This window comes from Aurantiacibacter suaedae, from assembly GCF_005434915.1.
Taxonomy (GTDB): Bacteria; Pseudomonadota; Alphaproteobacteria; order Sphingomonadales; family Sphingomonadaceae; genus Alteraurantiacibacter; species Alteraurantiacibacter suaedae.
In genome coordinates this window covers 981,233-1,008,021 of the sequence record NZ_SKCG01000001.1, presented here as the reverse complement: position 1 = coordinate 1,008,021, position 26,789 = coordinate 981,233, and the positions used below count along the sequence as shown (strand labels likewise).

At 64.8% G+C, this 26,789-nt stretch carries 28 protein-coding genes; 16 read left to right on the top strand and 12 right to left on the bottom strand.

The features are described 5' to 3' along the window. Nucleotides 1-2: 2 nt before the first annotated feature. The gene (locus tag E0473_RS04780) at nucleotides 3-1,415 is read right to left on the bottom strand and encodes a protein adenylyltransferase SelO family protein (protein WP_137679668.1); all 1,413 of its coding nucleotides are present in this window, start codon (nucleotides 1,413-1,415) and stop codon (nucleotides 3-5) included. 57 nt (nucleotides 1,416-1,472) lie between these two features. Between E0473_RS04780 and E0473_RS04775 the strand changes: the two genes are divergently transcribed. From E0473_RS04775 to E0473_RS04755, 5 genes are all read left to right on the top strand, one after another. Continuing rightward, nucleotides 1,473-2,357, top strand: a complete 885-nt coding sequence (locus tag E0473_RS04775) for an alpha/beta fold hydrolase (RefSeq protein ID WP_338325088.1) — start codon at nucleotides 1,473-1,475, stop codon at nucleotides 2,355-2,357. Then, entirely contained in the window at nucleotides 2,354-3,511 is a 1,158-nt protein-coding gene (locus E0473_RS04770; RefSeq protein ID WP_137679667.1) for a glycosyltransferase family 4 protein, read from the top strand. The genes E0473_RS04775 and E0473_RS04770 overlap by 4 nt, the downstream gene beginning before the upstream one ends. A 127-nt stretch (nucleotides 3,512-3,638) precedes the next feature. Then, nucleotides 3,639-4,415, top strand: a complete 777-nt coding sequence (locus tag E0473_RS04765) for a tetratricopeptide repeat protein (RefSeq protein WP_137679666.1) — start codon at nucleotides 3,639-3,641, stop codon at nucleotides 4,413-4,415. Continuing rightward, nucleotides 4,412-5,740: an outer membrane protein assembly factor BamB family protein gene (locus tag E0473_RS04760; protein ID WP_137679665.1), complete on the top strand. Its 1,329-nt coding sequence runs from the start codon at nucleotides 4,412-4,414 to the stop codon at nucleotides 5,738-5,740. The genes E0473_RS04765 and E0473_RS04760 overlap by 4 nt, the downstream gene beginning before the upstream one ends. 63 nt (nucleotides 5,741-5,803) lie before the next feature. Continuing rightward, on the top strand, nucleotides 5,804-7,159 hold the full coding sequence (locus E0473_RS04755) for a methyltransferase family protein (protein ID WP_137679664.1): 1,356 nt from the start codon (nucleotides 5,804-5,806) through the stop codon (nucleotides 7,157-7,159). A gap of 38 nt (nucleotides 7,160-7,197) precedes the next feature. Here E0473_RS04755 and ubiA read toward each other — a convergent pair whose 3' ends face one another. Beyond that, on the bottom strand, nucleotides 7,198-8,124 hold the full coding sequence (ubiA, locus tag E0473_RS04750) for a 4-hydroxybenzoate octaprenyltransferase (RefSeq protein WP_137679663.1): 927 nt from the start codon (nucleotides 8,122-8,124) through the stop codon (nucleotides 7,198-7,200). A 36-nt stretch (nucleotides 8,125-8,160) separates the two neighbouring features. Between ubiA and E0473_RS04745 the strand changes: the two genes are divergently transcribed. Then, nucleotides 8,161-8,922, top strand: coding sequence for a 16S rRNA (uracil(1498)-N(3))-methyltransferase (locus E0473_RS04745; protein ID WP_137679662.1), 762 nt, complete (start codon nucleotides 8,161-8,163; stop codon nucleotides 8,920-8,922). Between the two features lie 57 nt (nucleotides 8,923-8,979). Beyond that, nucleotides 8,980-10,368: a glutamate--cysteine ligase gene (locus E0473_RS04740; protein ID WP_137679661.1), complete on the top strand. Its 1,389-nt coding sequence runs from the start codon at nucleotides 8,980-8,982 to the stop codon at nucleotides 10,366-10,368. Nucleotides 10,369-10,392: 24 nt separating this feature from the next. Here E0473_RS04740 and E0473_RS04735 read toward each other — a convergent pair whose 3' ends face one another. Continuing rightward, nucleotides 10,393-10,815, bottom strand: a complete 423-nt coding sequence (locus tag E0473_RS04735; protein ID WP_338325087.1) for a VOC family protein — start codon at nucleotides 10,813-10,815, stop codon at nucleotides 10,393-10,395. Nucleotides 10,816-10,902: 87 nt separating this feature from the next. Between E0473_RS04735 and soxR the strand changes: the two genes are divergently transcribed. The 4 genes from soxR to E0473_RS04715 all read left to right on the top strand — a co-directional run bounded on the left by soxR (nucleotide 10,903) and on the right by E0473_RS04715 (nucleotide 13,733). Then, nucleotides 10,903-11,394 (top strand): redox-sensitive transcriptional activator SoxR, encoded by a 492-nt coding sequence (gene soxR, locus E0473_RS04730; protein ID WP_241657329.1) that lies wholly within the window; start codon nucleotides 10,903-10,905, stop codon nucleotides 11,392-11,394. A 9-nt stretch (nucleotides 11,395-11,403) separates the two neighbouring features. After that, nucleotides 11,404-12,192, top strand: a complete 789-nt coding sequence (gene ppk2, locus E0473_RS04725; RefSeq protein ID WP_137679660.1) for a polyphosphate kinase 2 — start codon at nucleotides 11,404-11,406, stop codon at nucleotides 12,190-12,192. 78 nt (nucleotides 12,193-12,270) lie between these two features. Next, nucleotides 12,271-13,020: a carbonic anhydrase gene (locus E0473_RS04720; protein WP_137679659.1), complete on the top strand. Its 750-nt coding sequence runs from the start codon at nucleotides 12,271-12,273 to the stop codon at nucleotides 13,018-13,020. 41 nt (nucleotides 13,021-13,061) lie between these two features. Continuing rightward, on the top strand, nucleotides 13,062-13,733 hold the full coding sequence (locus E0473_RS04715) for a spermidine synthase (RefSeq protein WP_137679658.1): 672 nt from the start codon (nucleotides 13,062-13,064) through the stop codon (nucleotides 13,731-13,733). A gap of 24 nt (nucleotides 13,734-13,757) precedes the next feature. Here E0473_RS04715 and E0473_RS04710 read toward each other — a convergent pair whose 3' ends face one another. Then, complete coding sequence (locus E0473_RS04710) at nucleotides 13,758-14,198, bottom strand: hypothetical protein (RefSeq protein ID WP_137679657.1); 441 nt, start codon at nucleotides 14,196-14,198, stop codon at nucleotides 13,758-13,760. Nucleotides 14,199-14,269: 71 nt separating this feature from the next. Here E0473_RS04710 and E0473_RS04705 point away from each other — a divergent pair, with 71 nt between their 5' ends. Beyond that, nucleotides 14,270-14,707, top strand: a complete 438-nt coding sequence (locus E0473_RS04705) for a MarR family winged helix-turn-helix transcriptional regulator (protein ID WP_137679656.1) — start codon at nucleotides 14,270-14,272, stop codon at nucleotides 14,705-14,707. Nucleotides 14,708-14,709: 2 nt separating this feature from the next. On the opposite strand, the gene E0473_RS04700 is transcribed toward E0473_RS04705, so the two are convergent. The 4 genes from E0473_RS04700 to E0473_RS04685 form a co-directional block, all read right to left on the bottom strand. Then, nucleotides 14,710-18,132: a chromosome segregation SMC family protein gene (locus tag E0473_RS04700; protein ID WP_137679655.1), complete on the bottom strand. Its 3,423-nt coding sequence runs from the start codon at nucleotides 18,130-18,132 to the stop codon at nucleotides 14,710-14,712. 25 nt (nucleotides 18,133-18,157) lie between these two features. Then, nucleotides 18,158-18,916, bottom strand: a complete 759-nt coding sequence (locus E0473_RS04695) for a thioredoxin domain-containing protein (protein WP_137679654.1) — start codon at nucleotides 18,914-18,916, stop codon at nucleotides 18,158-18,160. A 132-nt stretch (nucleotides 18,917-19,048) separates the two neighbouring features. After that, entirely contained in the window at nucleotides 19,049-19,723 is a 675-nt protein-coding gene (locus E0473_RS04690; protein WP_137679653.1) for a thioredoxin domain-containing protein, read from the bottom strand. After that, nucleotides 19,723-20,298 carry a DUF721 domain-containing protein gene (locus E0473_RS04685; RefSeq protein ID WP_421721774.1) on the bottom strand — a complete coding sequence of 192 codons (576 nt, stop codon included), beginning with the start codon at nucleotides 20,296-20,298 and terminating at the stop codon, nucleotides 19,723-19,725. The genes E0473_RS04690 and E0473_RS04685 overlap by 1 nt, the downstream gene beginning before the upstream one ends. Nucleotides 20,299-20,312: 14 nt before the next feature. Between E0473_RS04685 and E0473_RS04680 the strand changes: the two genes are divergently transcribed. Continuing rightward, entirely contained in the window at nucleotides 20,313-21,341 is a 1,029-nt protein-coding gene (locus E0473_RS04680) for an A/G-specific adenine glycosylase (protein WP_137679652.1), read from the top strand. Here the strand turns inward: E0473_RS04680 and E0473_RS04675 are convergent. After that, complete coding sequence (locus E0473_RS04675; RefSeq protein WP_137679651.1) at nucleotides 21,338-21,559, bottom strand: hypothetical protein; 222 nt, start codon at nucleotides 21,557-21,559, stop codon at nucleotides 21,338-21,340. The genes E0473_RS04680 and E0473_RS04675 overlap by 4 nt on opposite strands. Nucleotides 21,560-21,675: 116 nt before the next feature. On the opposite strand from E0473_RS04675, the gene E0473_RS04670 reads away from it, so the two are divergent. Genes E0473_RS04670 through E0473_RS04660 form a run of 3 tightly spaced genes read left to right on the top strand, consistent with a single transcriptional unit; the run spans nucleotide 21,676 to nucleotide 24,547 of the window. Further along, a complete protein-coding gene (locus E0473_RS04670) occupies nucleotides 21,676-22,998 on the top strand; it encodes a serine hydrolase domain-containing protein (protein WP_137679650.1) in 1,323 nt (440 codons plus the stop codon). Next, nucleotides 22,995-23,867 (top strand): NAD(+) diphosphatase, encoded by an 873-nt coding sequence (nudC, locus tag E0473_RS04665; RefSeq protein WP_137679649.1) that lies wholly within the window; start codon nucleotides 22,995-22,997, stop codon nucleotides 23,865-23,867. Before E0473_RS04670 ends, nudC begins: the two co-directional genes overlap by 4 nt. Continuing rightward, nucleotides 23,864-24,547: a DsbA family oxidoreductase gene (locus E0473_RS04660; RefSeq protein WP_137679648.1), complete on the top strand. Its 684-nt coding sequence runs from the start codon at nucleotides 23,864-23,866 to the stop codon at nucleotides 24,545-24,547. Before nudC ends, E0473_RS04660 begins: the two co-directional genes overlap by 4 nt. A 27-nt stretch (nucleotides 24,548-24,574) precedes the next feature. On the opposite strand, the gene E0473_RS04655 is transcribed toward E0473_RS04660, so the two are convergent. The 3 genes from E0473_RS04655 to mgtE are packed head-to-tail and all read right to left on the bottom strand — an operon-like array spanning nucleotide 24,575 to nucleotide 26,709. Beyond that, complete coding sequence (locus E0473_RS04655; protein WP_137679647.1) at nucleotides 24,575-24,823, bottom strand: hypothetical protein; 249 nt, start codon at nucleotides 24,821-24,823, stop codon at nucleotides 24,575-24,577. Nucleotides 24,824-24,874: 51 nt separating this feature from the next. After that, a complete protein-coding gene (locus E0473_RS04650; RefSeq protein WP_137679646.1) occupies nucleotides 24,875-25,270 on the bottom strand; it encodes a DUF1489 family protein in 396 nt (131 codons plus the stop codon). Nucleotides 25,271-25,293: 23 nt separating this feature from the next. After that, nucleotides 25,294-26,709 (bottom strand): magnesium transporter, encoded by a 1,416-nt coding sequence (gene mgtE / locus E0473_RS04645; protein WP_137679645.1) that lies wholly within the window; start codon nucleotides 26,707-26,709, stop codon nucleotides 25,294-25,296. Nucleotides 26,710-26,789 lie beyond the last annotated feature (80 nt).

Below are 26,789 nucleotides of genomic sequence, written 5' to 3'. Positions count from 1 at the left end.
AGTCACTCGGCCTCAGGCGGCAAATGACCTGCTGGAGTAGGCGCATCCCCAAGTGCATCGCCGAGAGCGCGCACTCGCGCGATCTTGTCGGCAAGCGGCTGCCAGTCATCGTTCTGCGCGATGGCATCCCAGATCCCCTCGACCTCTTCGATCAGCATCGATTCGGGCTCGGCGCTGTCCCAGTAATCCGATCTGCCGGAAAGGGGCGGGCGTTCGGCCAGCGCCTCGGCCAGAGAGCCCTCGGCGTTGCGCCCGCCGCGATGGCGGTGGAAGAACGTGTCCGGCCCGATCTGCCCCTCGCGCATTGTCACTTCCGCAGCGCCCACCAAGGCGCGATCGGCCTCTTCACCGCCGCTTGCAACGCCAAGCCGCCAGCAGAAGCGATGCATCATCGCCGCCTCGTACAGCGGGCCGAAACGGTTGAGCGCTGCCAGCAGCGCGTCACTATCGGCCAGCGGGCGCAACGCGATGGCGAGTTGGGCGAGGTTCCAGCGGATCGCCTCGGGCTGGCGACCGAAGGCATAAAGCCCCTGATGGTCGAAATAGGCGGCGGTGAACTGCGGCTCCCACTTCGGCAGGAAGCGCCAGGGACCGTAATCGAAGCTCTCGCCGGTGAGATTCATATTGTCGGTGTTGAGCACGCCGTGAACGAAGCCCGCCACCATGTAGCTGGCGGCAAGGTCGGCGAGCCGCTCGGCGGCCTGGTGGGCGAGTATCACCGCCGGATTATCGCGGTCGGGGGCGTCTTGCGGGGGGAGGGGGCCGGGAAATTGCGCGAGACAATAGTCGACCAGGTTTGCCAGATGCTCATGCTCCTCAAGCACCAGCAGCCGCTGAAAGCTGCCGATGCGGATATGCGAGTGCGACAGACGCACCATCACCGCCGAGCGAGTCGGGCTGGGCTCGTCGTTGCGCCACAGCTTCTCGCCGGTTTCGACCACCGAGAAAGTCTTGCTGGTATTGACGCCCAGTGCCTCGAGCATCTCGGTGGCGAGAATCTCGCGCACCGCGCCTTTCAGCGTCAGGCGTCCGTCGCCAGAGCGGCTCCACGGGGTTTGCCCGCTGCCCTTGGTGCCGAGGTCGAGCAAGCGATCAGCGCCGTCGCGAAGTTGGGCGAACAAGAATCCGCGCCCGTCGCCGATCTCCGGGTTGTAGGTGCGGAATTGGTGGCCGTGATAGCGCAGAGCTAATGGTTGGGGGAGGTTGTCGGGCAGAGGTTCGAAGCGGCCGAAATGGGTGATCCACTGCTCGTCTGAGAGCGTGTCGAGGCCAACCGTGCCATCGTGCCGGTGATTGCGGAAGCGCAGCGTTGTTGCGGGGAAGTCTGCCGCCTCCACCGGGTCGGCGAGGAAATCGGCAACCTGCGAGATTTGCGGGTCGGGGCGATAGGGGGCTGCTGCAGGGGCTTGACGCATATGCGCATAAGTGGCCATCGCAGCGCCGTGGTGCAACCGGCCCACGCAAGACAAAGGGTGGCAGCGCGCACCATGACGACCAGCGAATATGCGGATCTCTCTTGGGAAAGCAGCGAGGGGCTGAAGCTGCATGCGCGCGACTATACCGGGAGGGCGGATCGACCCGCGATACTGTGCCTGCCCGGCCTTACCCGCAACGCCCGCGATTTCGAGCCGGTGGCCAAGATCTTCGCCGGTGACTGGCGCGTGCTCGCGGTAGACTTCCGCGGGCGGGGCGAGAGCGACTATGCCAAGGAGTCGGACAGCTACGTACCGCTCACATATGTTGCCGACGTGCTGGCGCTGGTCGACGAGCTGAAGCTTGAGAAGGTCGTCGCCATCGGCACCTCGCTGGGCGGAATTGTCACCACACTGATCGCGCTGCAACGGCCCGATCTGTTGGCTGGTGTGGTGCTCAACGATATCGGGCCGGTGATCGAGGCGGACGGGATGGCGCGCATCCGCGACTATGTGGGGCAGGGGCGCAGTTTTCCGACCTGGATGCACGCTGCCCGCTCGCTGCGTGAGGCCTCGCTCTATGTCTATCCCGACTATGCGATCGAGGACTGGCTGACGCTTGCCAAGCGGCTGATGTGCGTGGGCAACAACGGCCGGATCGCCTACGATTACGATATGAAGATCGCCGAGCCCTTCTCCGATCCTGCCGCTCTCGATGAACTGGACCTGTGGCCCGCTTTCGAGGCGTTGCGCGGAAAGCCGGGGCTGGTGCTGCGCGGCGAGCTGTCCGACCTGCTCTCGCCAGCCACATTTACCGCCATGGGCGAGCGGCTGCCCGGGTTTGATTGCGTGACCGTGCCGCGCGTAGGCCATGCTCCGACACTGGCCGAGCCCGAGGCACAGGCCGCCATCGCGCGGCTGCTTGATCGGGTGCTGGCCAAATGAGCAAGGCCCCGCGCATATTGCACCTGCATTCGACCTTCGATGCCGGCGGCAAGGAGGTGCGCTGCGTGCGCCTCATCAACCACTGGGGCAAGGCGGCCGAACACGCCATCGTATCGGGCGACCCGGAGCGGCGCGGCGCGGCCTCTCTACTGGGCAAAACGGCGAAGGTGAGCTGGCCGAAGTTCCCCTCGCTCACCGGCAAGACGACGCCGGGCCGGTTCAAGAAAATCGCCGAGGCGATGGCCGGCTACGACCTCATCTGCACCTATAACTGGGGCGCAATCGACGCGGCGATGGCGCACACGCTGTTTGCCGACATGTTCAAGCTGCCCCCGCTGGTCCACCACGAGGACGGCTTCAACGAAGACGAAGCCGGCGGTCTCAAGTGGCGGCGCAACTTCTATCGCCGCATCGCGTTAGGGCGCAGCGCCGCGCTGGTCGTGCCCTCGCATACACTTGAGGCCATTGCGCTCGACGTGTGGCAGCAGCCGCGCAGCCGCGTCCAGCGAATCGCTAACGGTATCGACACCCGCGCCTTTGCCGCGCCGCCCAAGCGCGACATTCTGCCCCGGCTGGTCAAGCACAAGGACGAATTCTGGATCGGCACGCTGGCGGGCCTGCGCAAGGTCAAGCAGCTCGACATGCTGATCCGCGCCATGACCTATGTCCCGCCAGAATGGCAGCTGGTGATTGCGGGAGACGGGCCGGAGCGAGAAAGCCTGCTGGGGCTCGCCGAAAGTCTGGGCGTGGAGGACCGTGTGCATCTGCCCGGCTTCGTCGCCGAGCCGCAGAAGCTGGTCGGCCTGTTCGATATCTTCGCCCTGTCCTCGCAGTCTGAGCAGCAGCCGATTTCGCTGATCGAGGCGATGGCGGCAGGCCTGCCTGCCGTCGCGCCGCGCGTGGGCGATATCGGCTCGATGGTTGCTTCGGACAACGGCCCGCTATTGGTCGATGTGGGCGACCAAGAGGCGCTGACCAAAGCGCTCGACAGCCTCGCCCGTGACCCTGCTGCGCGCAAGCGGATCGGGCAGGCCAACCGCGACAAGGCACGCGCCGAGTTCGACGAGCTGCGCATGGTCGAGAGGTATCGTGCGCTCTATTGGGGTCTGATGGACCGCAATGCCTTTTCCCGCGCGGACGCCGGCGAACAGTAAGTCTTAATCGGCGGTTCACTCGCAACGGGCCAGCTGGGCACAGCGCCGACACAGTTATTGCCAGTTCCCGGCCGCCCCCCTAAAGAGCGCGGCTTATCCGCTTGAAGCAGGACAGATCGAAAGACCCGTGGCCAGCACTCCGACCGATACCCCCAGTTCGCCCAGCAACCGCAAGAGCGCGAGCGACGATGTCTTCATGCGCGAGGTGGACGAGGCTGTCCGCCAGGACGAAGTAGCTGATTTCGCCAAGAAGTTCGGCCTGCCGATCGGCATCGCCGTGGCTCTGGCACTCGCGGCCTTTGGCGGCTGGCTGATCTGGTCGAGCCAGCAGGAAAGCGCGCTGGAGGAAAGCTCCGAACAGCTGATCGCTGCGCTGGACGAGCTGGAAGCCGGCAATGCGGATGTCGCGAACGAGGAACTGGCCGCGATTGCGGCTGGTGACAGCGAGGGCGCGGCCGGCATGGCGCGGCTCGTGCAGGCCGGGATCGCGCTGGGTCAGGACAAGACCGAGGAAGCCGTCGGGCTCTACGGTCAGGTTGCCAATGATGCCGCTCTGCCGCAAGAAATTCGCGACCTTGCCAAGGTTCGCATGGTCGCCGCCAACTTCGACAATATGGAGCCGCAGGCAGTGATCGATCAGCTCGGCCCGCTCGCCACGGCGGAAAGCCCGTGGTTCGGCAGCGCCGGTGAACTGGTGGCCTTTGCCTATCTCGCTCAGGACAAGCCCGATCAGGCGGGGCCGCTGCTTGTTGCCATCGCCAAGGATGAGGACGTGCCGGAAAGCCTGCGTTCGCGCACGCGGCAGCTTGCTGGCCTGCTTGGTAACGACGCCATCGACGATGTCGATGCGATGCTGGAAGAACTCGGCGCGGCAGAAGCTCCGCAGGCTGGAGGTGCCCAATGACCCGTAAAGTCGGACTGATGGTCGCCCCCGTGCTGGCACTGGCGCTGGCCGGTTGCGGGATGTTCAGCGGCAAGGAAGATCCGCGCACGCCCACTCATGGCGAGCGCACCCCGATCCTTTCGCGCATTGCCACCACGATCGAGGCTGATCCGGCCCTGGCAAGCACAGCGGTGATCGTGCCGCCCGTGAGTGTAAATAACAGCTGGCCGCAGGCCGGTGGCAATGCCGCCAAGGTGCCCGGTCACGTGGCATTGGCGGCCAATCCCACCCGCGCCTGGACCGCCAGTATCGCCGGAACCACCAAGACCCGCCGCCTTGCGGCTGCTCCGGTTGTGGCCGATGGCATGGTGTTCGTCGTCGATACTTCAGCGGTGGTCCATGCCTTCGATGCGCAGACCGGCGCGAAGCGTTGGGAGCATCCGATCGTGGTCTCGGGAGACCTCCAGGATGCAACCTTCGGTGGCGGCGCGGCTTACGACAATGGCCGGATCTACGCCACCAACGGGGTGGGCGATGTCGTCGCGCTTAACGCGGCTGACGGCACTGAAATCTGGCGCGTAAAGCCCTCCGGCCCGCTGCGCGGCGCGCCGACCGTGGCGTTCAATTCCGTGTTCGTGATGACGCAGGACAACCAGATATTCGCCCTCGCAAGTGCCGATGGTGCGGTGGAATGGCAGGATTCGGCGGCGACCGGGCAGGCAGGCGTGTTCGGTGTGGCGGCTCCGGCAGCCGGGCAGGGCACGGTCGTGGCCGGCTATTCGTCGGGCGAACTAATCGCCTATCGTTATGAGAATGGCCGCAACCTGTGGTCTGACGCTTTGGCGCGCACCTCGATCTCGACGCAGGTCGGTACGCTGACCGACGTCGATGCCGATCCCATTATCGACGGCGGCCGGGTCTATGCGCTCGGGCAGGGCGGCCGTATGGCTGCCTACGAGCTGACCACCGGCCAACGCATCTGGGAACTCACGCTGGCGGGCATTTCCACTCCCAGCGTGGTCGGCGAATGGGTCTTCACCCTCACAGACGATTCGCGCATTCTCGCGATCCAGCGCAACACCGGGCGCATTCGCTGGGTCAAGCAGCTCGACCGTTGGCGCAAGCCGAAGGACCGCGAAGGTCCGATCTTCTGGACCGGCCCTGTGCTGGCCAACAACAAGCTGTGGATCGCCAGCTCGCAGGGTGAAGTGCGCACGGTTGACGTGATGAGCGGCGAAGACACCTTGTATACCGAGCTGAAGGAAGGCGTCTCTCTGCCGCCGGTGGTGGCAAACCAGACGCTCTATATCCTTGACGACAGTGGCCGGATCACCGCTTTCCGGTGATCCCTTGCAGCGGGGGCGGCGCATTTATCGCGCCGTTAACCCTCCTGTGCTTAAGGCGGCGGCATGAGCACCGCCGCCACATCGCCCAACCATCGGCCTGCCAGTGACGTTTCGACTGGCGTTGGGCTGGTCGGCCTTGCCACTCTGGTTGCGTGTATTCTGATCGCGCGGGCATGGCCCACCATCGGGCCAATTGTGGGCATCGGCGCTGACCGTGGCCCGCTCTCCGGCCCTAGTGCGGCACTGTTGACGATGATGCTGACGGGGCTTGCCATGGCCACTTGGTCGCTCGTGGTCGAGAAGGTCCACCGCCGTCCGTCCACCGGTATCGACTGGGCCAACAAGCGCCCCCTAGAAGAGACCATCGATACTTCGATAACCAAGCTGGCGGGCCTGTGGGCCACCTGGGCGGTGATTGGTTTCGTCTACTACCTCGGCCGCTGGTACTGGGAGGGCCAGTATATCTTCGCGATGGAAGTGATCGGCGCTTTCATAATCCCCATGTTCATCCTTTCGGTGCCCTATGTAGTGATGCTCGACCGGGTGATGATCCGACCGCGCGACCATGCCTGGCACTTCGGCGCGATGCTGATCGGGCGCGAGGCCTACGACATGGCCGAGGTGAAGAAGCACTGGCGCGCCTGGGCGATCAAGGGCTTCTTCTCGGCCTTCATGATCTCGATTCTGCCTTTCGGCTTCGCCCACGTGGTCGAGGCAAATATCGGCGATGCCGTTCGCGATCCCGTCCGCTTCGGGCTGCTGATGTTCGAATTTCTGTTCGTGATCGATGTGCAGATCGGCACCGTGGGCTATCTGCTCACGATGCGGCCGCTCGATGCACATATCCGATCGGGCAATCCGTTTCTCGCAGGCTGGCTGGCGGCGCTGCTGTGCTATCCGCCGTTCGTCTATGGCTTCATGGGCGCAGGCGGAGCGATCCAGTACGAATATAACACCTCGGGTTGGGGGCACTGGTTTGAAGGCAATGACGCGCTGCTCTGGGCTTGGGCCTGCTGGCTGATCTTTCTGACGGCGGTCTATGCCTGGGCGACGGTCGCTTTCGGCATTCGCTTTTCGAACCTCACCTATCGCGGCGTGCTGACCCATGGGCCTTACCGTTTCACCCGCCACCCGGCTTATCTCTCGAAGAATGCGTTCTGGTGGTTTTCGGTGCTGCCCTTTTTGGTGACGAGCAATTCGCTAACCGATGCGGTGCGCAACACCGTGTTCCTGGGGCTGGTAAGCGCGATCTACTACTGGCGCGCGAAGACCGAGGAGGCACATCTGTTGGGTGAAGACGCCAAGTACCGCGAATACCACGCGTGGATGAGTGAACACGGCGCGATCACCGCGCCTCTGACACGTCTGTTTAAGCGGCTGAACCCACGTCGGCGGTTGGTGGAACGATCCCACCCATAAGTCCGCTCAGGATGAGCGGAGGCGGGCCGGGGCTGGCATCAGGCGTTGCCCACCACAAAGCAGGCCAACGCCAGCAACAATCCCGCAAACCGGTTCGAACGAAAGCGCGCCAGCGGATTGGCCGCATCGCTGGGATCGAGACTAAGTGCCTGCCAGCCCAGATGCGCGGCCACCGGCACCAGCGCGAGCAGGGCCAACCAATCGGGCCGCAGCAGCCAGAAGGCGAGCGCCCACAAGGCCACCGCGACAGCATAAAACCCGACCACGCCCGCCTTGACCTTGCTTCCCAAGGTCAGCGCCGAGCTGCGGATGCCAACCAGCGAATCGTCCTCACGGTCCTGCAGGGCATAGATCGTGTCATAGCCGATGCACCACAGCATCGCCCCGGCATAGAGTGCGGCCATAACCTCAAGCCCGTCGCTGCGCAGCGCCACCCAGCCGGTCGGCACGCCCCAGGTGAACACCAGCCCCAGCCACGCCTGCGGCCAGCCGGTGATCCGCTTCATGAACGGATAGGCCGCCACCAGCGCCAGCGAGCCGAGCGCCACGAGCTGCGCCTGCCAGCGCAGTTGCAACAGCACCACCAGCCCGACCGCAGCCAGAATGAGCAGCCAGATCCAGGCCGCGCCCTTGCTGACCCGGCCAGAGGCCACGGGCCGGCTGGCGGTGCGCGCCACCTGCCGATCAAGTTCGGCATCGACGATGTCGTTGTAAACACAGCCTGCCCCGCGCATCGCAATCGCGCCGAGCAGCGTCCACAACAACAGCGGCCATTGCATCGACCACGGCGCGCCCGTCAGCAGCAACCCCCAGGCGCAGGGCCAGTAGAGCAGCCACCAGCCGATCGGGCGGTCAAACCTTGCCAGCAGCGCATAGTCGCGTGCGGCGGCGGGCAAGAGCGCGACAAGGCCGCGATGCTCGCTGTCGGGGGTGAGGGTATCGCCAGTCGCGGTGTCATCGGCCATGGCGCTGGCGCTACACCCTTCCTATAGGGTGAGACAATGGCCGATCAGCATTCCCCCAAAACCCCCGCATGGCCGCCCAGAAGCGCGCCGCGCCTGTTCGTCACGCAGGAGCTGGGCGAGGGCGCGCAGGTGATTATCGATGGCCCACAAGCGCACTATCTCGGGCGTGTGATGCGCGTAAATGTGGGCGACGCGGTGATCTTGTGTGACGATGTGACAGGTGAATGGGCCACGCGTGTCGAGGCTGCGAGCAAGCGCGAGGTCACGCTGGTGGCCGATCAGATGCTCCGCCCGCGCGAACAGGTGCCCGATTTCTGGCTCTGCCCCGCGCTGCTTAAGAAAGACCGTTTCGACATCGTGCTCGAAAAGGCCAGCGAACTGGGCGCGGCGCGGGTGCAACCGGTGATCATGCGCCGCTGCGTGGCCGACAAGCTCAACCCCGAGCGCGCCCGCACGATCCTCGTCGAAGCCGCTGAGCAATGCGCGCGCACAGCCCTGCCCGAGCTGGCCGAACCCGCGAAACTCGATGCCCTGCTGTGCGACTGGCCTGCCGAGCGCACCCTGTTCTTCGCCGACGAGACGGGTGGCCCGCCTGCCGCTCAAGCTTTCGCACAACACCAAGGCCCTGCCGCCTTGCTGATCGGGCCGGAGGGCGGATTTGACGAGGCCGAACGCGCGGCAGTCCTTGCCTTGCCACAAACACAACCCATCTCGCTCGGGCCGCGCATCCTGCGCGGCGAGACCGCCGCCATCGCGGCCAGTGCCCTGTTCATGGGGCTTGCGGGGGACTGGGCATGAAGCGGCAGATCGAATTGAGCGCTGGCACAGCGCCACTTTTGCGCTAGGGGCCGGATAATGAGCACGCGTAAGGCTTCAGGAGCAGATGAACCGCGGATTGAAAGCCGCGCACAATTGATTGAACCGATGCAGGCAGGCGAAAAGCCCGCCGCGCGTTGGCGGATCGGGACCGAGCATGAAAAGCTCGTCTATCGCCGCAGCGACAAGGCCGCCCCGAGCTATCACGAACCAGGCGGCATCCGCGATATCCTTCTGGCCATGCAGGAATTCGGCTGGGAGCCGGTGATCGAGGAAGGGCCTGACGGCACGCCAGACGTGATCGCAATGTCAGGCTCCGATGGTACAATCAGCCTCGAACCGGCGGGTCAGCTCGAACTGTCGGGCGCGCCGCTCGAAAGCCTCCACCAGACCTGCGCCGAAACGGGCCGCCATCTCGACCAGTGTCGTGCGGTGGGCGAGAAGTTCGGGGTCGGCTTCCTCGGCCTCGGCATGTGGCCCGACAAGGCGCGCGACGAGCTGCCGATCATGCCCAAGCAGCGCTATGAGATCATGAAGCAGCACATGCCGCGGGTGGGCAATCTCGGTCTCGACATGATGCTGCGGACGTGCACCATTCAGGTGAACCTCGACTATTCGAGCGAGGCCGACATGGCGCAGAAGTTCCGCACGGGCCTTGCCTTGCAGCCGGTCGCCACGGCGCTGTTCGCCAATTCGCCCTTCACAGAGGGCCAGCCCAACGGCTTCCTTTCCTATCGCAGCCACATCTGGACCGACACCGATCCCCAGCGCACCGGTATGCTGCCCTTCGTGTTCGACGAGGGCTTCGGCTACGAGCGCTATGTCGATTACATGCTCGATGTGCCGATGTACTTCGTCTTCCGCAATGGCCGCTATATCGATGCGGCGGGCCAGTCGTTTCGCGATTTCCTCAAGGGCGAGCTGCCTGTGCTTCCTGGTGAATTGCCGACCGCGTCCGACTGGGAGGACCACCTCAGCACGGCTTTCCCTGAAGTGCGTCTGAAGAGCTTCCTCGAAATGCGCGGTGCCGATGGCGGGCCGTGGAACCGTATCTGCGCGCTGCCTGCGCTGTGGGTCGGCCTGCTTTACGACCAGACCGCGCTCGATGCGGCGTGGGATCTGGTCAAACACTGGACCATGGAAGAGCGCGAGGCGCTGCGCGACGCGGTCCCGGCGCAGGGGCTGGCGGCTCCGGTGCCGGGCGGAGGCACTTTGCGCGAGTTGTCGCGCGAAGTGCTCGAGATCGCTCATGCTGGCCTCGTTGCGCGCGGGCGCAGCAACTCGATGGGCGACAACGAGAGCGGCTTCCTCGATCCGCTGCGTGAGATCGTCGAGCGCGGCAAGGTGCCGGCCGAAGCGCTGCTGGAGAAGTTCGCGGGTGAATGGGGCGGCGATATCAACCGACTTTACGAGGCCAACAGCTTCTAGGCCGCCCCGCTGAGCGCTGGCTGCCTACTGGTAGCAGACGACCTCGAACTCGATCCCGTCCCAGTCGAAGAAGTAAAACCTTCGGCCAGGTTCATAGTCGGCGTGGTCGAACGGGACGAGGCCGTGGAACCGGACTACCTGCTCGGCCGCCTCCAGATCCTCTACCTCGATGCCGACATGGTTGAGCGGCCGCCCCTTTGGCTGGCCGCTATGGTTGCCGCCGTCGCTGTACAGCGCAAGATAAGCGTCTTGCGACCCCACGTGCATAGACGTTCCGCCGTTTATCGCCTCGCCTTGCCAGCGCTTATCCCAGCCGCAAAGATCCTTGAACAGGCTTGCGGACCGGTGGATATTACTTACGGTGAGATTGACATGTTCGATTCTCGCATTCGCTATTGAACGGTGAGAAATATGCGCCTCTCGGTGAGATGTACTGAAATCTGCCAATTTTGGTCCTCCGAATCAACTCTTGCCGGGGATACCACCTCAAGTTAACTTGAGGTCAATCGTGATTCGACAGAGGGTCTGCAAATAGTGGAAACAGCAGCACGAGTATCGGCGCCAGCCCATCAGCTGGGTGCCAGCGTCACCAAGAACGACGTCATTTCCATCGGCCAACTGGCCGCGCGCACGGGCGTGGCCGTCTCGGCCTTACGTTTTTACGAGGACAAGGGCCTGATCCGGTCGTTCCGTACCAACGGAAACCAGCGCCGCTTCCTGCGCTCGGACATTCGCCGCGTCAGCTTCGTGCTGATCGCGCAGAAGCTTGGCCTCTCGCTGCTAGAGATCGAAGAACAGCTCGCCAGCCTGCCGCAGGGGCGCACGCCTTCAGTGCTCGATTGGCGGCAGCTCTCGCAGCGGATGCGCGCGGCGATCGACGAGAAGATCACGCTCCTCACCCGCACCCGCGCCAAGCTTGACGACTGCATCGGCTGTGGCTGCCTCAGTCTCGACAAGTGTCAGCTCTACAACAAGGACGACCGCATGGGCAGGACCGGCACCGGCCCGCGCATGGTGCTCGATTAGGCCGCCGGATTGAGCAAGCTCGGCAAGCAGGAGTATAAGCACGCGCTCAAACACATGAGCCGCGAGCTGGTCGATCTCGCGCGCTGGGTGGCCGACACCGGCGCGCGCATCGTGGTCCTGTTCGAAGGGCGCGACAGCGCGGGCAAGGGCGGCGTGATTGCCGCCATCCGCAAACATCTCAACCCGCGCCATGTCCGCACCGTGGCGCTCGGCAAACCGACTGAGCGCGAGGCCGGGCAGTGGTATTTCCAGCGTTATGTCGAGCATCTGCCGACATCAGGCGAAATCGTCTTGTTCGATCGTTCGTGGTACAACCGCGCCGGGGTCGAGCGGGTGATGGGGTTTGCCAGCGAGGACGAGGTGGATGCCTTCCTCCAGGCCACGCCGACCTTTGAAAAACTGCTCACCGACGATGGCATCATCCTCGTCAAATATTGGCTGACGACCGATCAGACCAAGCAGGAGGAACGCTTCGCCGAGCGGCGCGACGATCCGCTTAAGGGGTGGAAGCTCTCGCCGATCGATGTCGCCAGCCGCGCACGATACGACGGCTATACCCAGGCGCGCGAGGCGATGTTACGCGCCACGCATACGCAAAACGCGCCCTGGACGCTGGTGGACTTCAACGATCAGAAGCAGGGCCGTCTGACCCTGATCCGCAATCTGATCGACCGTATCCCCGAATCGAAAGTTCCGCGCCCGGTGATCGAGCTGCCACCGCTGGATGGCAAGCCGAGCAAGGAAAGCTATGCAGTGATCGATCCTTTGCCTGACTGGATACCGCCCGAAGCCAAGTAGTTCTGCGTAGATTGCTCCCAAGCAACTTTCTCCTCTCTTTGCCTATGCAGTGGCGCGCAAAGAAGGGGGAAGTTCAAGGTGATTAAGCATTTGCAGGCCGCACTTGTGGCCAGTTCGATGATCGTGTGCTCGTCAGCCTGGGCATCTGAATGGGCTTATGAGGGCGAACACGGCGCTGCCCGCTGGGGCGATCTGGATCCGACATTTTCGATCTGCGCGACTGGTACCATGCAATCGCCGGTCGATCTTGGTGAGGCCAACACAACCGGGGCGGTGAGCGTGTCGACCAGCTATCACGCGGCACCTTTGACGATCCTCAACAATGGGCACACCGTTCAGGCAAATGTGCCGGGCGGCTCCACCATGCAGAGCGGCACCAAGACCTTCCGCCTGATGCAGATGCATTTTCACGCCCTGTCCGAACACACGCTCAACCGCCGCCATTTCCCGCTTGAGGCGCACTTCGTCCATGCGAGCGACACCGGTGAGCTTGCGGTTCTCGGCGTGCTTTTCACCTGGGGCGCATTCAATGCCGAACTGCAAAAGCTTATCGACGCGGCGCCCCAGGCGGAGAGCGGGCCGATCGAGCAGGCCGATGTGGTGTTCGACCCCGCAAAGCTGCTCCCGCACGGTGAGCCTGGAATTTCGGTCTATCGCTATATGGGCTCGCTGACGACGCCGCCCTGCACCGAAGGGGTGAACTGGCATGTAGCGGCGAAGCCGGTCGAGGCGAGCGAAGCGCAGATGGCGCAGTTGCGCGCGATCATGCACGACAATGCGCGCCCCGCTCAGCCGCTTAACGGACGCCTGTTGGTGGCTTCGCGCTAAGGCTCTGGCCAAAGGGCGCGAAGCGGGGCTAGGGCGGGGCGATGATCCCGCTTGAACACCTCGATACGGCGCAAGTGCCCGGCGGCGCGGAATTGCGCCTGATGCGCCGCGGCGCCGATTTCATGATCCAGCTCGACCGCAACGAGCTGATGAACAGCCGCATGTCAGGCTCCGAAGAAGCGCTGGCAACAGTCACCGCTGAGCGTCTCAGGGGGCGTCCCGACCAGCAATGGCTGATCGGCGGCTATGGCATGGGTTTTACGCTGCGCGCGGCGCTGAAAGTGCTGGGCAAGGACGCACGGGTGGCCGTGGCCGAGCTGGTGCCCGAGATCATCGCCTGGGCGAAGGGCCCGATGGCCGAACTGACCACCGGCTGCCTCGATGACCCCCGCGTGATGCTGCACATGGCCGACGTGGCCGAGGCCATAGCGGGCATTCGCCCGAACAGCTGCGATGCGATCTTGCTCGATGTCGACAACGGGCCGGATGGCTTGGTGCGCGACGACAACGGGCGGCTCTATTCGCGCGAAGGCTTGCAGATTGCGAAGCGGGCGCTGAAGCCGGGCGGGGTGCTTGCCATCTGGTCCGCAGCGCCCGATCCGGCTTTTACCGCGCGCCTGCGCCGGGCGCGGTTCGAGGTCGACGAGCAGGTCGTGCGGGCAAGAAGCAACGGCAAGGGGCCGCGCCACGTCATCTGGTTTGCGGTGAAGTAAGGCCGCACCGATCATCGGCCGCTGTCACTTCGCAGGCCACCGTCGCGTCATGCGCAAACCATCGCGAAAATTGAGCGATAGCAAGGCGATATTTAGCCCGCCTGCAAGAAGCTCGAGACCCTGAACAGCTACGAAGAGGCTATCGAAGCGCGCTTGTGCGGCGCTTGCCGCGAGCCACAATGCGCAGGGAACCAGCACCAGCAGACCGTTGGCGGCAATCACCTTCATGCGCCGCTGCTTGGTGGAAAGGAGCCGGCCACGCCTGTCGCGCGCGAGTCGCTCACCCGAACCGCCTATGGCGATCAGAGCGGGGATGAGAATCAAAAACCCCCACGGAATGGCGCCCTTCACAGCAGCGACCTGGGCGGAAGTGCCGAGTAGCTCGACAGTTACAGTCGCGGTCCAGAATAGGCAGATGATTGCGAGGGCGAGTAGCCCGGCAAGGGGATGGACGAGACGAAACATGCGCGTTCTCCGAATCAATATAGCTAGCTATATATTTGCATAGCCAGCTATGAAAGTATAGGAGGCGCGACATGGCGTTCTCGAAAGACACCTCTGCCGGCTATCTCGTCAACCATATGGCACGGTTGTTTGCGCGCGCCCTGTCAAAGCAGATTAATCCCGCCGGGATGACGACCGGTGCCTTTCCCGCCTTGCTTGAACTATGGGAAGGCGATGGGCTGACGCAGAAGGAATTGCGGGAACGGCTCGACATCGAACAGGCTACTGTAGCGAACACCTTGACCCGGATGGAGCGCGATGGCCTGATACGGCGTGAGCAGGACGAGCACGATGGGCGGGTTCAGCGCATCCGGCTTACCCCGCTGGCGCAGGCCAAGAGAGAGCAGGCCATTGCCGCTGCGGGAGCAGTCAATGCGGCAGCTTTGAGTGGGCTATCATCTGAAGAGGAGGCCGCTTTCCTTGCCACCATGCGCAAGGTTATCGGCCAGTTGCGCGACCAGAACGACTGAACCTACTCCGCCGCCAACCGTTCAGCTTGGCCCAAATCCACGCTGACTAGCCGCGATACGCCGCGTTCCACCATGGTGACTCCGAACAGGCGGTGCATCCGGCTCATCGTGACCGCATTGTGGGTCACGATAAGGTAGCGCGTGGCAGTTTCCTGCGTCATCGTCACCAGCAGGTCGCAGAAGCGATCGATGTTGGCATCGTCGAGCGGCGCGTCTACCTCGTCGAGCACGCAAATCGGTGCCGGATTGGTTAAGAACAACCCGAAAATAAGCGCGGTTGCGGTTAATGCCTGCTCGCCGCCCGAAAGCAGGCTCAGCGACTGCAGCCGTTTGCCCGGTGGCTGGGCGTAGATTTCGAGACCTGCCTCCAGCACATCGTCCGAATCGATCAGCGCGAGGTGCGCCTTGCCGCCCTCGAACAGGCGGGTGAACAGCCGCTGGAAGTGCTCATTCACCTCCTCGAAGGCGGCGCGCAAGCGCTCGCGGCCCTCGCGGTTGAGGTTGCCGATCGAGGCGCGCAGACGGTTGACCGCCTCTGCGAGTTCGGCCTGCTCCTCGGCGCTGGTGCCGTGCTCGGCCTCGATCCGCACCAGTTCGTCGGCGGCGACGAGGTTGACCGGACCGATCCGCTCGCGGCTGGCGGCCAGCCTCTCCAGGTCCTCGGTTTCCTGCGCGGTGTTACGCACTGCCGCAGTTTCGAAACCGAACTTACCGGCCAGCAGCGGCGGCGGGCATTGAAAGCGCTCACCCGACTGGCGCGCCATCTCCTCGCGGCGGCTTTCTTCGTTTTCGGCCCTTGCGGCAGCCCCGGCGCGCCGTTCGCGGGCGGCGGCGAGCACTTCGGTCGCCTCGCGCAGGCGGGCGTCTGCTTCGCGGGCCTGCTGGTCGGCGGCGACAACGGCTTCGTCGGCCTTGGCCAGCTCGGCCCCGAGCCGTTCGCGCACCGCTTCGCCGCTTTCGATTTCGCGCATCAGCCCGGCTGGCTTGGCAGCGACAATGGCGCGTTCTTCGGCGATCTCCTCGAACCGCGCTTCCATTCCGGCAAGCCGCTGTGCCGCATCGCCCGCGCGCACTTGCCAGCTCTTCATATCGGCGCGTTGCGACGAGACGCGCTCGCGCCCTACGGCCAGCGCTTGGTCGTGCGCGGCTAGCGCGGCCAGCGCGGCTTGTTGAGCTTCGCGCGCAGCCTCGTTCTTCGCGCGCGCGGTTTCGAGCGCGGCGCGCCCCTCTGCCGGATCGGGCAACTCACCGAGCCGCTCCTTTGCGGAACTGACTTCGGCTTCGGCCTGCGTCATCCGTTCGGCCAGATCGGCTCCCGCTTCGGCCAATTCGGCCCGTCGTAGGGCGAGCCGCTCGCGCTGCGCCTCGGCTTGATCCTGTGCACGCAGGGCTGAGCGTTCAGCCTCGACAGCCTCGCCCACCGCGCGCTCCATCGCCACCAGCTCGCGTTGCAGCGTCGTCAAGGCCTCCTGCGTTTCGGCCTGCGCGGTTTCGGCCTGTTCCGCCGCATCGCGCAGCGCCGGGAGTTGCGCGTCGAGGTCGGCAAAGCGGTTGTCTGCTTCCAGCCGCGCGGCCTCGGCAGCGCCTTCGCCGCGCGCGACAAAGCCGTCCCACCGGCGCAACGCGCCGTCGCGGGTGACCAGCCATTCGCCGGGTGAAAGCCCGCGGCCATCGTCGCTCTCGGCAAAGTGGACCAGCGCGAGGCGGGCGGCGAGCTGCTCGGGCACTTGGCCGAGGTGATGGACAATCGAGTTGGCGACCGGCGCTGGGGCAGGCGAGCCACCCCAGAACCGGCCCTCCACCCTCTCCTCCGGCGCGCCGAGCGGGGCCTTGGCATCGCGGCCGAGCACGGCGGCGAGTGCGCGTTCGTAGCCCGGTTTTGCCGAGACCCGGTCGAGCGCGGCGGGCAGCCCCTTGCGCCCCGCCTGCTGCTTCGTGCGCGCCTCGCGGTCGCGGTTGAGCGCCTGCCATTCGCGCTCGACACCGGCCAACTCGGCCCGCGCCGATGAGAGCGCCGAGGCCGCTTCATCGCGGGCCTCGGCGAGATCGTCCTTGCGCTCCTGCGCGGCGGTTAGCGCCTCGCGCCGTTGCCCCAGCGCCGCGCGCGCTTCCTCAGCGCGCGCTTTTGCTGCGTCCAGTTCTGCCTCCGGATCGCTCTCCCCGGCGAGCGCCGAGCGTTGCTGTTCGAGTCGTGCAGCCTCGCTTTGCAACCGCTCGACCCGCCCGCGCGCCTGCGCCAGTTCGGCCTCAGCCACGCGCCAATCTGCCTCTACGCCCGCATTGTCGGCAGTGGCCTTGGCCAGCGCGAGTTCGGCGGCGCGGCCGGCGCTTTCGGTCCGCTCGACATCGCGGGCGAAGGCTGGACGGCGCTCTTCATCCGTCGCCAGCGCTTTCTCGCCTTCCGCCAGCTCGGCTTCGAGCCGCTTCAATGCCTCGGCGGCGTCGCGGGTCATCCGGTCGGCGTCGAAGCGGTCCTCCTCCAGCCGCTGCTGCTGGCGGTCGAGATCCTTGAGCCGCTGTTCGGCGGCTTCGAGCTGGGTCGAGAGCGCCGCCATGCGGTGACCATGCGCACTGGCATCGTCGCGCCGGTCCGCCAGTTCATCGCGCAGTTCGACCAGCTTTTCGGCCAGCTCGCGCTGGTGTTTTTCCGCCTCGGACGTTGCCACCTGCGTTTCGCTTACGCGGGCGTCGGCGCTGCTCGCCTCCTTACGCGCCGCCTCGGCTGCCTCGGCGGCATCGCGCCAGCGGGCATAGAGCAGCCGCGCTTCGGCCACGCGGATCTGGTCGCTCAATTCGCGATAACGCTCGGCCTGCCGGGCCTGACGGCGCAGGCTGGCGATCTGGCTGTCGAGCCCGGCCATTAGGTCGGTTAGCCGTTCGAGGTTCTTTTCGGTCGCGCGAAGCTTGTTCTCGGCATCGCGCCGCCGCACGTGCAGGCCCGCAATCCCGGCCGCTTCCTCCAGCATCATGCGGCGTTCGGCGGGCTTGGCGGCGATTACCTGCGCGATCTTGCCTTGCGAGACGAGCGCGGGCGAATGGGCCCCGGTCGCGGCATCGGCGAACACCAGCGCAACGTCTTTCGCGCGCACGTCGCGCCCGTTCACGCGGTAGGCGCTGCCCGCGCCGCGCTCGATCCGGCGGGTCACTACCAGCTCTTCGCCCGCGTGGTCGCGCGCGTCGAGCACCACTTCGGCAAAATCGCGCGGAGGGCGGCTTTCGGTGCCGGCGAAGATCACGTCTTCCATCCCGCCTGAGCGCATGGACTTGGGCGAGTTCTCGCCCATTACCCAGCGGATCGCCTCAAGCAGGTTGGACTTGCCGCAGCCATTGGGGCCGACCACACCCGTCAGCCCCGGCTCTATGCGCAGTTCGGCAGGCTCGACGAAGCTCTTGAAACCGCTCAGCCTGAGCTTGCGGATTTCCATGCCCGCCGCGCCTGCGCCCCCGCGCTTACTGGTCGCGGGCGCCGGCGCGTTGCAGCGCAGGCTCCAGACTCACCCAGTTGCGGTCTTGCAGCTCCTGCCCGTTGAGGAAGAAGGTCGGGGTGGAATTGACGTTATCTTCGGTGGCGGCCGCCTGCGTGCTTTCGGCCAGCGCCTCGATCGCGGCGGAATCGGCCATGCAGGCCTGCGTCTGTTCGGTGCTGATCCCGCGCGCGGCGAAGAAATCGGTCACCCCGCTGGCCTGCGCCATGGCGACGTAGCGCTGGTCGTCAGGCAGGTTCATCGCCTGTTCGAGTGCGGCCTGATTGTTCTGGAAGCCCGCCAGCACGCCTTCAAGGTTCGCCCAGACCTGATCGGCCAGCGGCACGGCCGCTTCCTTGGGGGCGCATTCCAGCATCCGCGTGAGCAGCAGGTCGGCAATGCCGTGGATCAGCACCGAGCGGAACTCGTAGCTGACGCGGCCGCTTTCGATATATTTCTCGTGCAGCTGGGCCGAGCCGTCGACCGAGAAGGCAGCGCAGGCCGGGCAGGTCAGCGAGCCATATTCAAGCAGTTTGATCGGCGCTTCGGGATTGCCGACCAGCCATCCGCCCTTGTCGGTGCGCGCTACCGTCTGGTTCCAGCTCGCGCCGTCGGGAGCGTCGACCGCCGCGACCGGCTCACCTTCGAGCGCGCTGGCATCGGTCGCCTCTTCGCCGCAGGAGGCGAGCACCAGGGCAAGGGGAAGCGCCAGCGCGGCGCGGAGAAATAGGCTCGGTTTGGTCATCGAATTCGGTTCCCGTTTCGGATGCAAGGAAAGAGGCTAATGCCCGAAGGCGGTCTGTCAAACCGCTAGAGCGCGCAGACCGGCGCGGCAACGCGGTTTTTGCACAGGGTTGTCCACCGCGGCCGGTGGTTATTATTCGGTAACAAGCTCGGGCTTGAGCGCCGCCCATGAAAATACGCCATCAAGCAGCGTGCCGTTGACCACGAAGCTGGGTGTGCCGGGGTATGGATATTCGATTCGACTGGCCTCCGAATTGTTCACGACCGTCTCCGCGCGCGCCTCGTCGGTGAGGCAGGCGTCAAGCTCGCCCTCTGTGTAGCCGCGCGCTTCCATCAGCTCGTAAAAGCCAAGGTCGCTGGCAATCGCCTTCAGTCTATGCCCGATAGTAGCACTCTGCCAGCGTTCCTTCTGTTCTGGCGTGATCTGCTGGGCCTTGCCGAGCCATTCGCCTTGCGTGGCGAAGAAGGCCTCTTGATTGCCGAGAAAGCGGTCGCTTGGCCCGCAAGTGGCGAGCAGGGTGGCCGACAGATCGAGGACGTTGCGGATAGCCGGGCGCACTTCGACCGAGGTGCTGCCGTCGTGGATATAATCGGCCTTCAGCTCCGCATCGGCCTCCTGCTCGAACGTCTTGCAGTGCGGGCAGCTGTAGCTGAGGAAGGTGATGAGCTGCACCGGAGCATCGGGGTTGCCGATCAGATAGCCGCGCTCGGTCGGAGCGACCTGTGCGGTCCAATCCTGCGCTGCGGCGGGCGCGCTTGCCACCATGGCGCTGGCCACGATCATGGGCGCAATCAGGGAATATTTCATCACGTTGTCTCGTCCTCTTCCGATCCGAAGCTGCGTGCCAGCGATTCGAGCACGGTGCGCAATTCAGGGTCGCCAATATCGCGCAGGCTGTCGCCCAATTCCATCGGAATCGGCTTGAGCGATGGCGGACCACCCCGCGCGGCCTGAGCAGAAGGGGGCTGAACCTTACCTTGCCGCATCTTCACCCGCGCCACCGCGCGATAGCCGAAAAAGCGGTTCACCCGCTCGATAATCTCGGGGATCACGTGCTGGATCAGCGGCGCATGACCCGGTGCCACCACGAGGTTGAGCATCCCTTCCGCCTTTTCACCGGGCGGAAAACGGATGCTCTCGGGCGCGCAGACTTTGGCGTGGTGTTCGCCCACGATCTCATGCCAGCGCGTCACCACCGAGCTTTGGACGAAGCCGAAGCGGCGGAAGGCGGCGCGCCCGATCTGCGGCACGAGGTCCGACACCTGCCGCGCCGGGCCGCCACGCGGGCGGTGGTAAGCGCGCGTGGCGGGGTTCTTACCGCTTTTGCCCGTAGTTTTACCGGGTTTGGGAGGATCGTCGCGTTCCATGATTGCGCCGGTCATGCCATAGCATGGCCATGCGCGATAGGGCTGCCGACCTCCTTCTCGACTGGTATGACCGCCACGCCCGCGATCTGCCGTGGCGCGCACGCCCCGGCGCGCCTTTGCCCGATCCCTACCACGTGTGGCTGTCGGAAGTGATGCTGCAACAGACCACGGTTGCCGCCGTCATCCCTTATTTCGAGAAGTTCACCACCCGCTGGCCCGATGTGGCCGCACTGGCCGCCGCGCCCGAGGATGAGGTGATGGCGGCCTGGGCCGGGCTTGGCTACTATTCGCGGGCGCGTAATCTGGTGAAGGCGGCGCGGGAAGTTTCGCAGGCGGGCGCCTTTCCGACCACCGAGGCGGAACTGCGCAGGCTGCCGGGTCTGGGCGACTATACCGCGGCCGCTGTCGCCGCGATTGCCTTCGAGCGCCGCGCCTTGGTGGTCGATGCCAATGTCGAGCGCGTGGTGGCGCGGCTGTTTGCGATCGAGGAACCTTTGCCCGGTGCGAAGAAGGCTATTCGCGCCGCTCTGGATACCATCACCCCCGAACAGCGCGCAGGCGACTTCGCGCAAGCGATGATGGACCTTGGCAGTTCGCTATGCCGGGCGCGTGAGGCGCAGTGTATCCTGTGCCCGTGGCAGGCGATCTGCGCCGCGCGTGCGGAGGGCGATCCCACGCGATTGCCGGTGAAGGGCGCGAAAAAGGCCAAGCCCACGCGGTCTGGCACGGCCTTCTGGATCGAGCGCGAGGGCGCCGTCTGGCTCGTAACGCGTCCGGCTAAGGGGATGCTCGGCGGGATGCGCTCTTTGCCCGACGACGGCTGGTCGGCGCGCGGCGATGGCTCGGGCATGGCGCCGGTTTCAGGCGCTTGGCGTGCGGGGGGAGTGGTTCGGCACAGCTTCACCCACTTTCATCTGGAAATGGGCCTCGCGGTCCATGCGGGCACCGATCCCAAGCCTGAGGGAGACGGCGAATGGTGGCCGCTCGACCGGCTCGACGAGGCGGGCCTCCCCACGCTGTTCGCCAAGGCTGCCGCGCTGGCGCTGGCGGAACGCTAGATCACGCCGCCGCCCAGCATCAGCCGCACCACGGCGACGGCGAAGATTATCAGGCAGAAGTTGCGCCCACCGTTGGTGCTCGACAGCGCGCCGAAAGCGATACCCACCACTACGAGCGGCAAGGCCACCCAGTTGCCCCAGCCGAGCAGCGGGATTTGCGAGGGAATGACGATCAGCAGCGATGCAAGGCCGATCAGGATCGAAAGCAGATTAAACATGTGTTTTAGATAGCTAACACACTACGGTCGTTCAACCCCTTCAGCCTTGGTGCTTGCCGCCTGCGCTGGCTCGGCTTACCCATCGCACAGAACTTGCCTGAAAGAGGAGCAGAGCAATGGTCCGGTCAGCCGCACATTTCGATATTTCCCGCCGCTCGCTGCTGCGTGGAGGTGCCATGCTGGGTGCAGGCGCGCTCGCTGGCGGGGCTCCCTTTGCGCAGGCCGCCTTGGCGCAGGATGCCAGCGCGCAATGGCCGCGTGTGACCCGGCTCGTAAGCGATTTCGTCGCTCGTGGCTGGTCGCCAAACGCTGTTGTGGCGCTCGGCTGGGGGCAGGCCCCGCCGGAATATCTGGGGCAGGGCGACACCACATTTACCAGCGGTATCCGCGCCGATGCCGACAGCCTCTATCGTATCTATTCGATGACCAAGCCGATCACCGGGATGGCCGCGATGATGCTGATCGAAGAAGGCCTGCTCTCGCTTGACCAGCCGGTGGCTGACATCCTGCCCGTCTTTGCCGAGATGAGTGTACAGAAGGCCTATGACGGGCCGATCACCGAGGACAATCTCGAACCCGCAGTGCGCCCGATCACCATTCGCCATCTGCTCACGCATACGGCGGGGCTGGGCTATTCCATTGTCCAGCAGGGACCGCTTGCGCAGGCCTATGCCGATAACGGCCTGAACCCTGCGCAGGTCTCGCGGCTGGAAGTGCCAAGCGGGCTCAATTCTCCGCCTGCGCCCAGTCTCGAAGTCTTTGCCGACCGTCTCGCGACTATGCCGTTAGTTTATCAGCCGGGTACGCACTGGTCCTATTCGGTCGGGCTCGACCTCCTGGGCCGGGTGATCGAGGTTGTCAGCGGGATGAGCTTCGACGCGTTCCTGCAGGAGCGCATCTTCGACCCCTGCGACATGTCGAGCACATGGTTCCGCGTGCCGGAAAGCGAAAAGGCGCGGCTTACGGCCAACTACTTCCTGCTCGATGGCCAACCGCTGCCGGTCGATCTGCCTGACAATTCGGTCTATCTCGACCAACCGGCATTTCCCTTCGGCGGGGCCGGGCTGGTATCCTCGCCGCGCGATTATGATCGGTTCCTGATGATGCTGGCGGGCTTCGGGGAGATCGAGGGCCGCCGCGTGATGAGCGAGCCTGCCGTGCGGCTCGGCACCAGCAACCTGTTTCCTGATACACTAGCGCCCGACGGCGGTTTTTCGAGCGGCGGCCGGGCGTTTGGCTTCGGCGCCGGAGGGATGGTCGGCATGGGCGAGACGGCGGGCCTGTTCGGCTGGTTCGGCGCGGCGGGCACGGCTGGGCTCGTCCATATGAAGGCCGGGCTAAGGCAAACGTTCATGACCCAGTACATGCCTGCCGACATGGAAATGCAGAGTGCATTCCCGCTGGCCGTGGCGGCGGATGCGGCGGCCATGGCGCGATGAGCCTTGCCTTCTGCGAGCATGGCCTGAACCGCGACGACCACGCCCGCGCCAACCCGGAGCGGCTTGCCGAGCTGCGCGCGTCTCCGCTGGCGCGATTGCTTGCGATGGAGGGCTTGAGCCCGGTACTTGGCGACGACAGCGGGCTGACATGGGGCGAGTTTGGCGAAGCTGCCGAAGTAGTCTTCCTTGGGCTTGATGGCGACGCGCCGCTGTTTGCCGCTGTGCCCGAGGCAGGCGACACCCGGCCCGCCTATCAACAACGGCCCGCCTGGGAGGCGCTATCGCTGCTGCCGGCAAGGGACCTTGCCATTTACGGCGGCGCGCGCAGTCTGGTCGACTGGCACGCGCGGCACCGCTTCTGCGCCAATTGCGGAGCGCCGACGGCGCTTGCCAAGGGCGGCTGGCAACGCAATTGCAGCGCTTGCTCTGCTCAACACTTCCCGCGCACCGATCCGGTGGCGATCATGCTGGTTGAGCACGATGGCGATCTGCTGCTGGGGCGGGGGCTGAACTTCCCCGAGCGGCGCTATTCCGCGCTTGCCGGCTTTATCGAGCCGGGCGAGGGTGTGGAACAGGCCGTAGCGCGCGAGGTGCTTGAAGAGGTCGGCGTTACAGTAACCAATGTAAATTATATCGCGAGCCAGCCTTGGCCATTCCCGAGCCAGTTGATGCTGGGCTGCCACGCCATGGCACAGTCGCGCGCGCTGACTATCGACGAAACCGAGATCGCCGAAGCGCGCTGGTTTACCCGCGCCGAGGTGGACATGGCTATGGATCGCGCCGTGCCCGACGAGGACAAGCCTTTCCTTCCCCCGCCGCCAACGGCTATTGCCCGGCATCTTCTCAACTGGTGGCTGGAGCGAGGATGATGGCAGACGAGATAGAGGTTGATGTGTGGTCCGACGTTGTGTGCCCTTGGTGCGCCATCGGCACTGCGCAGTTTCTGAGCGCGGTGGACAGCCTCAAGGGCGAGCTCGATGTGACGATCCGCTTCATGCCTTTCGAGCTAAACCCGGACATGGCCCCTGAAGGCCACAACCAGATAGATCTGCTCGCCAAGGCCTACAACAAGAGCCCGGCCGATGTGTTACAAATGCGCCGCCACGTCGAACAGGCAGGGGAAGAGGCGGGCTTTCCCATGACCTGGCAGGGCGAAGGCGAAGAGCCGGTGCTCATGGTTTGGAACAGCCACGATGCGCATAAGCTGCTACGCTGGGCGCTGACCGTGTCCGAACCGGCACGGCAGGTTGCGCTGAAGCAGGCGCTGTTTCGGGCATATTTCCAGCTGCGCCAGAACATTTCTGACCGTGCGGTGCTGCTGGATCTTGCCGAAGCGCAGGAGTTCGATCGCACCGCGGCCGCTGAAGCGCTGGACGATCCTGCGCTATCAGAGGCTGTGCGGATGGAGGAACGGCGCGCGGCGCAAAATCAGATCACTTCTGTCCCCACCATGGTGGTGGCGGGCAAGTATATCCTGCAAGGCGCGGCACCGCCTGCGCAATATCGGGAGGCACTGGTAAAAATCGCCAGCATGGAGGCGATGGCCTGAGCAGCGCCGCCACAGGCGAACTATCGCTTAGCCGTCGTTCCGCTTCTGCTGAATTTCGTGGCGAGTCTTCGGACCCTTTTTCGCATCTTCGCTCGGGTTGTCCTGCCCGGTGGCTGGCTCGCGGTTATCGGGATCGGTCGCGCGGGCCAGTTCGTCACGCGTACCTACACGGCGATTGACCTCACCGCCGCTGCGGCTGCCCTGCGAAGGTGTTTCCCCTTCCTGCATGGCGTCGATCAGATCGTTGTCGGGGTGGAGCGATTGCCGCTTGGTCATAAAATTTCTCCTTTCCCTACCAATGGATGGGGGTGGGGAGATGTTCCGTAATCAGACCAGGCCCAGCTTGCTCAATTCGCTGACCAGCTTGCCGGGCAGCACATCGCCCGCGACTTCGCCTTCAACAAGATCCTTTGGCGCATCTTCATCGGCGAGATAGCGCCAGCCCTGATGCGCCCGCTTGGCCTTGGGATGGACCATATGTAGCCGGTTTTCGAGCACGATGTCCCAATGCCCGTCGGGCCGCTCCTCGAAGCCGAGAATGGCGGAGCGGGCGACCATCGCGCGGTCGTAAATCCAGTAAAGCGAGCCCCCCTTCATTTCCTCATGCCGCTTGGGCAGATAGCGGGTGCGCAGGCGCCGTTCGGGGCTGGGGCCAGCGAACCTGCTTTCCAGATCGCGCAAAGACTGGGCGCGATAGGCGATCTTGGTCATGTGCAGCGGCATAGGAGAAAGATAGGGCGCTAGCCTCAGCCCGCCAAGCCTGCCGCCACGGCCAGCCCGAGAAAGGCGAAAAAGCCCATCGAATCGGTAATCATCGTGACGAACACGCTAGAGGCCACCGCCGGGTCCTGATTGAGCCGTTCGAACATCACGGGGACCAACACACCAGCCAGCCCTGCGGTGATGATGTTCATGATCACCGCCACGCCGATCACCACGCCAAGCTGGGGTGTGAAAATCACCGCCGTCGCGATCCCGATCAGCGCCGCCACTGTGGCGCCATTGAGCAGTGCCACACGCGTCTCGCGCCACAAAATGCGCGCGGTGTTCGACTGGGTGAGCTGATTGGTGGCAATGGCGCGCACGGTGACTGCCATCGTCTGCGTGCCCGCATTGCCGCCGATCGAAGCGACGATTGGCATCAGCACTGCCAGCGCCACCAGCCGTTCAATCGCAGCGCCGAAGGCGGCGATGATAAGGCTGGCGATCAACGCTGTGCCAAGGTTCGCGATCAACCAGCGCACGCGCGCCGAATAGGCATCGCGGATGGGCTCGTTGATGTCGCCTTCGCCCGCGCCGCTCATCAGAAGCGCGTCTTCGCCCGCCTCTTCCTGAATGATGTGGACCACGTCGTCGACCGTCATCTGGCCGACCAGTCGCCCGCCTTCATCCACCACCGCGGCGGAGATAAGCGCATACTTCTGGAACCTTAGCGCGACCTCTTCCTGGTCCATATCAACCGGTATCAGCGTCTGGTCACGCTTCATCACATCGGTCAGCGGGATGTGGCGGGGGGTGCGCAAAATCCATGAGAGCTGGCAAGTGCCCAGTGGCCGCATCCGGTGATCGACCACGAACACTTCCCAGAACTCGGTCGGCAAGTCCTCGTTGTCGCGCATGTAGTCGATCAGGTCGCCAACCGTCAGATGCTCGGGCACGGCGACCAGCTCGCGCTGCATCAAACGGCCTGCGGTCTCACCCTCGTAGGCCAGCGCGCTTTCGATAGCGGCGCGGCCTTCCGGGGCCATCTCGGCAAGAATGGCTTGCTGATCGGCGTCGTTGAGGTCTTCGATCAGCTGTACCGCATCGTCGGTATCGAGCTGATCGGCGATATTGGCGACGGCGGCGGCGGTCAGCGCCTCGACCATGTCGTCGCGGACGTAGTCGTTGAGTTCGGCGACCACTTCGACCGTCATCAGGTCGGTGATGGCGCTGGCGAGCGCGCGGCGCTCTTCGGGCGCAAGCAGTTCGAGCAGGTCGGCGATGTCGGCCGGGTGCAGCGGCTCGACCAGTTCGTAGGCGGCGGATTCGTCCTCTGCCGCCAACGCATCGCGCACATCGCGCACGAACTCGGGCTTTAGACGGTTGTCCTCGTCGAACTGCTCGCCTTCTTCGCGCGCGGGCGCGGTGCCTTCAGGATCGAGAAGTTCGGAATCGGCCATCGGGGCCGGTCTATTGCAGCGCAGCGCAAAAGCAAGCGCGCCTTCGCGCTAATGCGGGGCGCTTGGGCAGACTCCGGGTG